The organism is Pantoea sp. X-Soil-TKNS-1211 (assembly GCF_059730495.1).
Window position 1 is genome coordinate 1180201 of sequence record NZ_AP035953.1, and the last position, 12015, is coordinate 1192215.

Genomic DNA, 12015 nt, shown 5'->3' on the forward strand with positions numbered 1-12015 from the left:
GGGAGCGGCAGAGAATGTGTTATCATTCTCTGCCTGATTTTCCAGACGGCATCCTTCATGAAATTTCCCGGCAAACGTAAATCCAAACACTATTTCCCCGTCAGCGCGCGCGATCCGCTGTTGCAAGCTACGCAGCAAGAGCAGGTGGAGGGCAGTTGGGTCGTGGGCATTGATCAGACGCTGGTGGATATTGAAGCCAAAGTCGATGATGACTTTCTGCAACGCTACGGCCTGAGCGCCGGTCATTCGCTGGTGATTGATGATGCCACGGCTGAAGCGCTGTACCACGATCTGATGCGTGATGAGTTGATTAGTCATCAGTTTGCCGGTGGCACCATTGGCAACACGCTGCATAACTATTCGGTGCTGGCCGATGACCGTTCGGTGCTGTTAGGTGTGATGTGCAACAGCATCCAGATCGGCAGCTACGCCTACCGTTACCTGTGCAACACCTCCAGCCGGATGGATCTCAACTATTTGCAAGGCGTTGATGGCGCGATTGGTCGCTGTTTTACCCTGATTGGCGAGCAGGGCGAGCGCACCTTTGCCATCAGTCCCGGCCTGATGAACCAGCTAAAAGCCGACAGTATCCCGGAGGAGGTGATTGCCGGTGCCTCAGCGTTGGTGCTGACCTCCTATCTGGTGCGTTGCCAGCCGGGTGAACCGATGCCGGAAGCCACGTTGCGCGCGATTGCGTTCGCCAAAAAACATAACGTGCCGGTGGTGTTAACGCTGGGCACCAAATACGTGATTCAGGATAACCCGCAGTTCTGGCGTGATTTTCTGCGCGACCATGTCGCCATCGTGGCGATGAATGAAGAGGAAGCCTTTGCCCTGACGGGTGAGGCCGATCCGCTACTGGCGGCCAATATGGCGTTGGATTGGGTTGATTTGGTGCTCTGTACCGCCGGACCAACCGGGTTGTATATGGCGGGTTTTACCGAAGACGAATTTAAGCGTAAAACCAACCATCCGTTGCTGCCGGGAGCGATTGCTGAATTCAACCAAAATGAGTTTAGCCGCGCCATGCGCCAGCAGGACTGCCAGCAGCCGCTGCGTATTTTCTCGCATATTGCGCCTTATATGGGTGGTCCCGAGAAGATCATGAATACCAATGGCGCAGGGGATGCGGCCTTGGCTGCGCTGCTGCACGATATCACCGCGAACAATTTCCACCGGCAGAAAGTGCCGAATTCCAGCAAACATGTGCGTGAATATCTGACTTACTCGTCACTGGCACAGGTATGTAAATATGCCAACCGCGTTAGCTACCAGGTATTAAATCAGCATTCACCGCGTCTGACGCGCGGCTTGCCAGAGCGTGAGGACAGCCTCGAAGAGTCGTACTGGGACCGGTAAATATCACCCCGCAGCGGCGCGATTTATCGCGCCTCTGCGCTGTTAAATCAAATCGGGCACTCACGCACAATCGGCTTTTGCGCAATCTCTTCCTCCAGCATGCGCAGCATACTGTTGGCGATCTCACGTTCACCCATCACCACGCGATTGGCACCCCGTTCAAGAATATATTCCACTTCATCGTCGTAATGGGCGCGGGCAATAATCTCAATATTGTCGCGTTTCTCACGTGCTGCGGTGACCACCTCACCGGCTTCATAACCATTGGGAATGGTCAGCAGCAGCCAGCGGGCGCAGTCCAGACGCGCCAGCTCCATGGTATCGCTGCGGGCGGCATTGCCCAGCACCGCTTTGATGCCTTGTTCGCGTAACGCTTCCACCCGCGGCCGTGAATTTTCTACCACCACTAACGGCACATCGGCTTCCAGCAATTTTTGTCCCAGCAGGCTGCCGACACGGCCATAACCGACAATCACTGCGTGGTCGCAGATATCCACCGGGATCTGTTTCTCTTCTTCTATGGCCTCTTCCAGCGTCTGTTCTTCCATGGTCTCGGTTTTGTCGAGATAACGCTCCAGCAGGGTGAAGAGAATCGGGTTGAGCATAATCGACAGAATGGCGGCGGCCAGTACCAGATTGCGTCCCTCCTGGCTCAGTAAGCCCAGCGAGATACCGAGACCGGCCAGAATGAAAGCAAATTCGCCAATCTGCGCCAGGCTGACGGAAATGGTCAGCGCGGTGCGGCGCGAGTGACCAAGCAGCGTCACCAGTAGCCAGGCGGCGACCGATTTGCCCACTACGATAATCACCAGCGCACCCAGTACCGCCAGCGGTTGGTTGATCAGAATCATCGGATCGAACAGCATGCCGACGGAAACGAAGAACAACACGGCAAACGCATCACGCAGCGGCAGCGTGTCGTGCGCTGCGCGGTGGCTTAATTCAGATTCGTTCAGCACCATGCCAGCGAAGAACGCACCGAGGGCAAAGGAGACATCAAAGAATTCTACCGCACCAAACGCAATGCCCAGTGCCAGGGCCAGCACTGCCAGGGTAAACAACTCGCGCGAACCGGTGGCGGCGCTTTTTGCCAGAATCCATGGCACCACGCGGCGGCCTACCACCATCATCAGCACCATAAAGGCGACAACTTTACCGATAGTCAGCAGCAGATCCCACGCCAGCAGGGTGGGGCTGGCATTACCTTGCTCCAGCATGCCAGCGATGGCGGGCAGCAGCACCAGCGTCAGCACCATCACCAGATCTTCCACAATCAGCCAGCCGATAGCGATTTGCCCGCGTTGGCTGTCAATCAGCTGACGTTCCTCCAGGGCGCGCAGTAACACCACGGTACTGGCGGTGGAGAGACACAAACCAAACACCAGCCCGGTCATTATTGACCAACCTAATGCCCATGACAGCCCCATTCCCAGCAAGGTTGCCACCGCGATTTGCGCGACGGCACCGGGAATGGCAACTGACTTTACCGACATCAAATCTTTCAGCGAAAAATGCAGCCCCACACCGAACATCAGGAGAATCACACCCAATTCGGCTAATTCAGGTGCCAGATTCGTATCGGCGACAAACCCGGGGGTAAAGGGACCGGCCAGCACACCGGCCAGTAAATAACCGACCAGCGGTGAAATACGCAGGCGATTTGCCAACATACCAAGGAGAAATGCCAGGACCAGTGCCCCGACGATGGTGGTGATCAACGGTGTGGTGTGATGCATGCCTGTCTCCTTGTGTGCAAATGTATCCGCTTGTAACATCCTAGTTTACTGCACAATCGCTAACTGCGTTTAAACATTTGAGCGGGATAAGCAGAAAAAAATGAAAAAAAGAGAGAAAAATGCAACCGAAGCGTCATTTTCTTCACTTATCTCATCATATAGGCAGGATTCATGCTGAATAAAGGGGGGGCAGGGAAAAATAATCCCCCCCTAAACGGACTCAGACGTGACGGTTATCCGGCAGGAAAGCGGTCAAAAGGCCGATAAGTGGTAGCCAGGCACAGATTTGATATACCCACTCAATGCTGGTGTGGTCGGCGACTACGCCCAGCACGGCAGCACCCAGCCCGCCCATACCGAAAGCAAAGCCAAAAAACAGCCCGGAAACCATACCGATACGTCCCGGCAGCAACTCCTGTGCGTACACCAGAATGGCGGAAAATGCTGATGCGAGAATCAGACCGATAATTACGCTCAGCACGCTGGTCCACATTAAGGAAGCGTGCGGCAGCAGCAGCGTGAAAGGTGCTACGCCGAGAATTGAACACCAGATAACATACTTACGGCCAATCTTGTCGCCAATTGGCCCACCAATAATGGTCCCAGCCGCTACCGCACCAAGAAAAACAAACAGATGGAATTGCGATGCCTGCACCGAGAGGCCAAATTTCTGCATTAAATAAAAGGTGTAGTAGCTGCTCAGGCTGGTGAGATAGAAGTACTTGGAGAAAATCAGCAGCAGCAAAATGCTGATTGCCAGCGTGACTTTTTTACGCGGTAGCGGATTTGTCAGCGCCGTGGTCGCTTTGGCTTTATTGGCGCGCTGCTGGTGGCTATACCAACGGCTGACCTGCAACAACACGATGATACCCAGCAGGGCCGCCAGCACAAACCAACCAAGATGGCCTTGGCCATAGGGTGCGACAATCATCGCGGCCAGTAACGGGCCGAGTGCGCTGCCAAAATTCCCTCCCACCTGGAACAATGATTGCGCCAGGCCGTGACGTCCGCCAGATGCCATACGTGCCACCCGCGAGGATTCGGGATGAAATATCGATGAGCCGCTGCCCACTAATGCCGCCGCCAGCAGCACCTGGAGATAATCACTGGCGAAGGTCAGCAGCACCAAACCACACAATGTAAAGCCCATCCCGACCGGCAGCGACCAGGGTTTGGGGTATTTGTCGGTGTAGTAGCCGACCAGCGGTTGTAGCAGCGAGGCGGTCACCTGGAAGGTAAGGGTAATCAAACCGATTTGCACAAAGTTAAGGCTAAAATCTTTTTGCAACAGCGGGTAAATCGCCAGCAGCAGCGATTGCAACATATCGTTCAGCAGATGCGCGAGGCTGATCGCCCCTAAAATGCCGAACGCCGTACGGCCCGGTGCGCGTGCCGGGGAAGAGAGAGTATGATCACTTGCCATAAAAGTCCTGAGAGGGTCAATTTTCGTTATCAGATTGTTACTTCTCGCATGACTCTATAAGCCTTTCATCTTGAGTTAAAGTGCGATCTGTGCGACACAGAAAGGTGATAAAGCACATAAAGTCCACTGGTTAGTGGAAAAACGCAGAATAAGGAGATCGGCTTGTTGTTAATTCCGCGCAAAAGCCAGTGGTTGGCATTGATTATCCTGTTGCTGCCGATGCTGGCACAGGCATGGCAACCCGACCGCAGTTACCGTCTTACTATCCTGCATACCAACGATCAGCATGGACATTTCTGGCCCAACGCTCAGGGCGAATATGGCCTGGCAGCGCAGAAAACCCTGATGGATACCCAGCGGTATGATGCGCAATCGAAAGGGCGTGGTGTATTGATTCTCTCTGGTGGAGACGTCAACACTGGGGTGCCTGAGTCGGATTTGCTGGATGCGGAACCGGATATTCGCGGCATGAACCTGGTGGGCTATGATGCGATGGCACTGGGTAATCACGAATTTGATAAACCGCTCAGCGTGCTGCAAAAGCAGCAAAAATGGGCCAAATTCCCCTTTCTCTCCGCCAATATCTACGAAAAATCCAGCGGCAAAAGATTATTTAAGCCGTGGGCTGTTTTTACCCGTATGGAACTGAAAATTGCGGTGATCGGCCTGACGACTCCTGACACCCTGCGTATCGCCAATCCGTCCAGTATGGCGGATCTTGATATTCGCGATCCGGTCACTGAAACCGAAAAAGCGGTGGCCGAGTTACGTGCCAGCGTCAAGCCTGACGTCATCATTCTTCTCACCCATATGGGCCACTACGACGACGGTCAGCACGGTAGCAATGCACCGGGCGATGTTGAGCTGGCGCGCAGTCTGCCGCCCGGCACCGTGAACCTGATTGTGGGCGGCCATTCACACGATGCGGTGTGCATGGAAAAAGAGAACGTCAGTGTGAAAAATTATCAGCCAGGCCAGGCCTGCCAGCCGGATCGCCAGAATGGTGTGTGGATTGTGCAGGCGAAAGAATGGGGCAAATTCGTCGGACGCGGTGATTTTACCTTCCGCAACGGCGACCTGGCGCTGGATAGCTACCAACTGATCCCGGTCAACCTGAAACATAAGATCAAGAATGCGGATGGCAGCGAATCCTGGCTAACCTGGCAACAGGAGATCCCACCGAACCCGGCGATGATGAAACTGCTGACGCCATTCCAGAAACGTGCTGAAGCCAAACTGGATGTGCCGGTGGGCAGTAGCGACGGCGTATTTGTTGGCGAGCGCGACAAGGTGCGTTTTGTGCAGACCAATCTCGGGCAGTTGATTCTGCGTGCGCAGATGGCCGCTACCAAAGCCGATTTTGCGGTGATGAGTGGCGGCGGGATTCGCACTTCACTGGCGCAAGGGGCAATCAGCTGGCGCGATTTATTGCAGGTGCAGCCGTTCAGCAACCAGGTGGTTTCTGTCACCCTTACCGGCAACCAATTGCTGGATTACCTGGCAACCGTCGCCAATATCAAAACCGATGCGGGTGGCTTTGCGCAGTTTGCCAATATCAGCCTGGTTGCGGATGGTAGCGATGTCAGCGAGGTTATGATCAACGGTGAGCCGTTGCAGAAGGATAAAACCTATCGCATGGCGACCAACAGCTTTAATGCTACCGGTGGCGATGGCTATCCGCGCATTGATAACCTCGCAGGCTACAGCAACACCGGGTTGCGTGATGCGGATGTGCTGCGCGACTGGGTGAGCCAGCATTCACCGTTAAAAGTGAGTGATTACGCACCGGGAGAGGGGATTGTGCATCTCAGCGAGGAGCAGAAGCGCGATAGCGCACCGGAGAAACCAAAGAAGCGCAGTTATCCGAAAACGGTGCTGGCATGGATACTGCCGCATGCAGTGGAAAAATAACGTCCCTGCGCAGAATCGCGCGATTAATCGCGCCGCTACCGACCGTGTACGGTGATGTAGCGGCGTGATTTATCACGCGGCTTTTATGCCGCCCAATGCTCACGCCTGACAGGTTTTGTGCGTGAGCCAGCGCTGACGCAGGATATCCCACAGCCAGTTATACGCCACGGTATAGGGCAGGAAGAACAGGAAAAAAGCCACTTCCACCATAAACGCCTGCAACAGCGTGATGTTAAGCATCCAGGCGGCAATGGGTAAGCCAACCACAATAAAACCGCCCTCAAAACCTAATGCGTGCAGCACACGCAGGCCTGCGCCACGCTGTACCTGATCGCGTGGATACAGGCGATCAAATCCGGCGTTATAAATCACGTTCCACAACATGGCGACGGTCGACAGCATAATTGCCAGCAGCCCCATTTCGAACAGCGGTTTATCCATCGCCCAGGCGGCTAACGGGGAAACAGTCAAAATCGCCAGCACTTCAAAGCCAGCGGCGTGGAAAAAACGTTCTTTCAAGGAACGGGTACGCATAAAAACCTCCTGATTCATTACAGGACGCATTTTCTCACGGGCGAAAATTAAGATAAAATGAACACCTATCGATAAAAGCGATGGGTAACTATGAAATACTCCCCGGAATCCCTTGAGGCTTTTGTGCAGACTGTTGCCAGCGGTTCATTCTCTGCGGCGGCGCGTGCGCTGGGTAAAAGCCAGTCCACCATCAGTAGTGCGGTGGCGAATCTCGAAGATGATTTAGGTTTTATGCTGTTTGATCGGCAGGGGCGTCAGCCGGTGTTAACCGAACAGGGGCAGCGTGCACTGGCGCAGGTGCAGCAGATTCTCGCTGCCAGTCAACGTCTGGACGAGCTGGCGGTGCGCTTGTCGCAGGGCGTGGAGCCGCGCCTTAGCCTGGCGATCTCCGATTTCTGGCAGGCGGAATATCATGAAACGTTGCTGAAACGTTTTGAAGCGCGCTACCCGGATATCGAGTTTGAATGCATGATCGCCGAAGATGCCGACGTATTGGACCTGTTACAGGCGGGTCGTGTACATCTGGGGGTGGTGCGTGCGCAACCCGCTTTACCACCGGATATCGCGGTAGCGCGTTTACAGGTGGAGGCGCAGATGGCGATTTACCTGCATCAGGATCAGGCGCTGGCACAACAGCAACAGGTGACGGAAGCACAACTCGGCGCGTTGCGTCAGCTGCGCCTCAATACCTGGGTGGAGACACGTGAACCGATGCCCGTGGGCCGGGTGTGGTCGGCACCGTCCTATCTGTTATTGCTGGAGATGGCGGAGCAGGGATTTGGCTGGAGTATATTGCCACGCTGGTTGGTACAACAGTTTGGTCATCAGGTATTAAAGGAGTTACCAGTGGCGGGCTGGCCGCAACATATTGCGGTGGAAGCGGTCTGGTCGACGCGCAATCCACCGGGACCGGCCGGGCGCTGGATGATTGACCAACTGTGCGCCCAGCAGCCTGATTAATCGCGACGCGCCACATCAGCCAGCGGTGCGTCCAGCAGACGCGCCAGGTCCTGTGCCGCCAGTTCGATATCCAGGCCGCGCTTCCCACCAGAGATAAAGATGGTGGCAAATTCCGCCGCCTGCTGATCAATCACCGTCGGCAGGCGTTTTTTCTGCCCCAGCGGGCTGATACCGCCCACCAGATAACCGGTGACACGCTGTGCCAGCAACGGATCGGCCATATCGGCTTTTTTTGCCCCCAGCGCTTTGGCAACTTTCTTCAAGTCGAGCTGACTGGAAACCGGCGTGACGGCCACCGCCAGATGTTTCGCATCACCATTAAGCGCCACCAGCAGCGTTTTGAATACCTGGCGTGCATCGAGGTTCAGTTTGCGCACTGCCTCGTCACCAAAATTGGTTTCATGGCTGTCATGGTCGTAAGGATGCAGGGTAAAGGTGACTTTTTGTTTTTCCAGCAGTTTTACAGCGGGCGTCATTTTTTCGATCCTTGCTAAGGAAAATCTTATTTCAGATACGGTGAATAGTACTGGCGAAATTCTGAACTTTGCGCGAGAATTGGCCCGCGCCAGCCAGCAATGGCTGTGTGATAACCAAAATCATAAACAAATTCCTCTTTGACGGGCCGATAGTAATATTGGCCTTCTTTTTTTAACGCGCCTTTAACAGGCCCGGTAAATTATCATCCCCGTAAAGATGTAACGCCCCCACCGCCACCACATAACGTCCCGGTGGTAATGCCAGCAACAATTCGCGCCAGTGCTGATTGCGATTGCGCATTAGCGTGTCATTCAGTTCATTACTGAAAGTGGTGGGAAGCGCGACCGGCTGCTGCCTCGGCGGCGCATCCAGCCACCAGCTGATCATGGTTTGCAGCAAACGCGCATTGGTGTGCCAGTGTTCCAGCGTATCCAGCAGCAATGGCAAGCCATTCTCCGGCAGCGATTTCAACAGCGCGATTTGCGTATCCGGCCCCTCCAGTTCAATCACCGGCTGATGGGTTGCTTTGGCAGCCTGCAACAGTTGATAGTCAATGCCGTACTGTGGCCGCAGCCCAAGGCGCTGTGCCTGCTGTGCTTGCAACATCAGGGCAATCTGCCACATCGGTAGGTTGTCAAACATCGCGATCGACAGTGTGAGTTCGTCACAGAGCGCGGTCAGTCTGGTCAGTGTCTCACTGTCGAGACGTTCTGCCAGCGGTGGCAGGTTCTCACCCTCGGCAAAAGGTGATCCGCCCTGGGTGATATCGGCTTCCACGATCAATGCATCGGCCTTTGCCAGTTGGCGCAACAAGCGCGCCGGCAGTGGCTGCATGTCGCGTGTTCCCATATGAATGCTGCCAACCAGATGTAACTGGCGATTACCCAACCGGATGTCCATCGCTGGCCAGGCGTAGCTGGCCGGAAAAAGTCGCGATGCCAGCTGTGTTACGCATTGCCACAGGCTGCGTCTCATTCCCTGTCCTTTTTAAGTCAAAAATCCATGCTAGCGATTTCATCGCCGGAAAAACAGGGCAGGTCTTGCTATTCACGTACCGCTGGCTTAAACCGCAACAGACGATTGGCATTGCTCACCACCGTGATGGAGGAGAGCGCCATCGCCGCACCCGCTACAATTGGGCTAAGTAACATGCCGGTGAACGGATACAGCACACCGGCTGCAATCGGAATGCCAAAGCTGTTGTAAATAAAGGCACCCAGCAGGTTCTGCCGCATATTGCGCAACGTAGCGCGGGAAATCGCCAGTGCATCAGCCACGCAGTGCAGGTCGTTGCGCATCAGCGTCATAGCGGCGGTTTCAACCGCGACATCGCTACCGCCGCCCATCGCAATGCCGACATCTGCTTGTGCCAGCGCCGGTGCATCGTTGATGCCATCACCGACCATCACCACTTTGCGGCCCTGTTGTTGCAACTGCGCGATAGCCTGCGCTTTGCCTTCCGGCAGCACCCCGGCGATCACGTCGTCGATCCCGGCTTCAGCGGCGATGGCACGTGCGGTTTTTTCGTGATCACCGGTTAGCATGATCAACTGATAGCCCTGCTGATGCAGGCGTTGCAGCGCCGCGCGGCTTTCCGGGCGCAGGCTGTCGCGCAGGGCGATCAACCCCAGCAGTTGCCTGTCATCAGCCAACAATACCGGCGTGGCCCCCAGCGCCGCCAGACGTTCAATATCTTCACGGGCGGGCGTGCAATCCACTTGCTGGGCTTCCATTAGTGCCAGGTTGCCGAGCAGCAATGTTCTGTCGGTTACTTTAGCGCTGACGCCCTTGCCGCGTATTGTACAAAATTGCTCAACCTCAACGGCTGGCAGATCAGGCACTGCCGCAATAATCGCGCTTGCCAGTGGGTGGCTGGAGCCTTGTTCCAGTTGCGCGGCAGCGCGCAGCACCTGTTGGCGATCCCAATCGCTATACAACAACACATCGCTTACCTGCGGTGTGCCTTGCGTCAGGGTGCCGGTCTTATCAAACACCAGCGTGTCGACTTCGCTGGCGCGCTGGAGTGCATCGGCATCACGTACCAGAACCCCGAGTTCTGCGGCGCGGCCCACTCCGGCAATCACCGACATCGGGGTTGCCAGCCCGAGGGCGCAGGGGCAGGCGATGATCAGCACCGTGGTGACGATCACCAGCGTATAAGCCAGCTGCGGTTGCGGCCCGGCCAGATACCACACCAGTCCGCTGATCAGCGCAATCGCCACCACCACCGGCACAAACACGGCTGAGATGCGGTCGGCGAGGTGTCCGATATCGGGTTTACTGCTCTGTGCCTGACGCACCAGATTGATGATGCGTGCCAGCGTGGTGTGGCTGCCGGTAGCACGAGCGATAAAGCGCAGCGTACCGTCCTGGACCAGCGTTCCGGCATAGACTTTGTCTCCGGCCTGTTTGCTTTGCGGCACCGCTTCACCGGTCAGCATTGCTTCGTCGCACCAGCCTTCGCCACTAGCTACTTCGCCATCGACCGGGACGCGATCGCCGCTTACCAGTTTGATCAACATTCCAGGTTGCACTTCGCTGAGCGGCACCAGCGTTTCACCCTGATCGGTGATGACACGGGCTTGCGTCGGGGTTAAGTCCAGCAACCGTTCCAGTGCCTGGGATGCGCGTTGCCTTGCCCGTTGTTCCAGCGCATGGCCCAGATTGATCAGGCCGATGATCATCACGCTGGCTTCAAAATAGAGATGCCGGGCCTGATGTGGGAAGAACTGCGGCCACAGCGCGACGCCCATCGAGAAGAGCCAGGCGGCACCGGTGCCAAGTGCCACCAGCGTATCCATGGTGGCAGTGCCGTGGCGCAGGCTGCGCCAGGCGCTGCGGTAGAAATGGCCTCCGGCAATCAGCATCACCAGCAAGGTGATGACGCCCAGCGAGCGCCATAAGGTGATGTTGTTGTCGTTGAGCATCATATTGTCGCCCAGCATGCCCCAAATCATCATCGGCACGCCGAGCAACAATGCCAGCGCGGATTGCCAGCTAAAGCGGCGCATCGCCTGGCGGGCGCTGACCTGCTGGCGTTCCCGACGGGTTTGCTCATCTTCGATAATTTCTGCGCTATAGCCCGCCTGATCGACCGCGCTAATCAAGTCTGCGGGTAGTGCACCACCCAATACCAGGGCGCTACGTTCACCGAGGTTCACGCGTGCCTGACTGACGCCAGGCACTTTTTGTAATGCCTGCTCGACACGACTCACGCAACTGGCGCAACTCATACCGCCAATCAGCAGGTGTTGGACGGGCAGGGTGTCATCCGCCGGTTGCGATCGTTCCTCCGTTGTCAGCGCCTCCGGCTGCGGCTCTGATGCTGTCAACGGTTCAGACTTTGGGCTATCTTTCACGGCCGCGTGGTAACCCGCCTGTTCGACGGTGGCGATCAGATCGCTGGCGCTGGCCGCACCGGTAACACGTGCTTCCTGTTGAGTGACTTCAGCCTGTTCAACATCGCTGCGTTGTTCCAGCGCCTCTTTGACGCGTTTGACGCAGTGGCCACAGGACAGACCGTCCAGCGCCAGCAACTGTGTATGTGACATAATTAACTCCTTATGCGTTCAGGTTTGACTGCATGCAGACTTTGCATTAGTTATAAAGCCTAAA

General features: G+C 55.9%; 9 protein-coding genes. 3 read left to right on the forward strand and 6 right to left on the reverse strand.

Going from position 1 to position 12015, the window contains the following annotated elements; genetic code table 11:
* The first annotated feature begins 57 nt into the window (after nucleotides 1-57).
* Nucleotides 58-1359 (forward strand): inosine/guanosine kinase, encoded by a 1302-nt coding sequence (locus AC6I8W_RS05540; protein ID WP_497837308.1) that lies wholly within the window; start codon nucleotides 58-60, stop codon nucleotides 1357-1359.
* Nucleotides 1360-1406: 47 nt separating this feature from the next.
* On the opposite strand, the gene ybaL is transcribed toward AC6I8W_RS05540, so the two are convergent.
* Complete coding sequence (gene ybaL / locus AC6I8W_RS05545) at nucleotides 1407-3095, reverse strand: YbaL family putative K(+) efflux transporter (protein WP_497837309.1); 1689 nt, start codon at nucleotides 3093-3095, stop codon at nucleotides 1407-1409.
* A gap of 220 nt (nucleotides 3096-3315) precedes the next feature.
* Entirely contained in the window at nucleotides 3316-4518 is a 1203-nt protein-coding gene (locus AC6I8W_RS05550; protein WP_497837310.1) for an MFS transporter, read from the reverse strand.
* 219 nt (nucleotides 4519-4737) lie between these two features.
* On the opposite strand from AC6I8W_RS05550, the gene ushA reads away from it, so the two are divergent.
* Nucleotides 4738-6429 (forward strand): bifunctional UDP-sugar hydrolase/5'-nucleotidase UshA, encoded by a 1692-nt coding sequence (gene ushA / locus AC6I8W_RS05555; RefSeq protein ID WP_497838112.1) that lies wholly within the window; start codon nucleotides 4738-4740, stop codon nucleotides 6427-6429.
* Between the two features lie 99 nt (nucleotides 6430-6528).
* Here ushA and AC6I8W_RS05560 read toward each other — a convergent pair whose 3' ends face one another.
* On the reverse strand, nucleotides 6529-6963 hold the full coding sequence (locus AC6I8W_RS05560) for a multidrug/biocide efflux PACE transporter (RefSeq protein WP_497837311.1): 435 nt from the start codon (nucleotides 6961-6963) through the stop codon (nucleotides 6529-6531).
* Nucleotides 6964-7053: 90 nt separating this feature from the next.
* On the opposite strand from AC6I8W_RS05560, the gene AC6I8W_RS05565 reads away from it, so the two are divergent.
* Entirely contained in the window at nucleotides 7054-7923 is an 870-nt protein-coding gene (locus AC6I8W_RS05565) for a LysR family transcriptional regulator (protein WP_013508181.1), read from the forward strand.
* On the opposite strand, the gene ybaK is transcribed toward AC6I8W_RS05565, so the two are convergent.
* From ybaK to copA, 3 genes are all read right to left on the reverse strand, one after another.
* On the reverse strand, nucleotides 7920-8399 hold the full coding sequence (gene ybaK, locus AC6I8W_RS05570) for a Cys-tRNA(Pro)/Cys-tRNA(Cys) deacylase YbaK (protein WP_013508182.1): 480 nt from the start codon (nucleotides 8397-8399) through the stop codon (nucleotides 7920-7922). The two genes, AC6I8W_RS05565 and ybaK, sit on opposite strands and share 4 nt — an antisense overlap.
* A 172-nt stretch (nucleotides 8400-8571) precedes the next feature.
* Entirely contained in the window at nucleotides 8572-9375 is an 804-nt protein-coding gene (locus AC6I8W_RS05575) for a TraB/GumN family protein (protein WP_497837312.1), read from the reverse strand.
* 68 nt (nucleotides 9376-9443) lie between these two features.
* Nucleotides 9444-11951 carry a copper-exporting P-type ATPase CopA gene (gene copA, locus AC6I8W_RS05580; RefSeq protein WP_497837313.1) on the reverse strand — a complete coding sequence of 836 codons (2508 nt, stop codon included), beginning with the start codon at nucleotides 11949-11951 and terminating at the stop codon, nucleotides 9444-9446.
* Nucleotides 11952-12015: the final 64 nt, after the last annotated feature.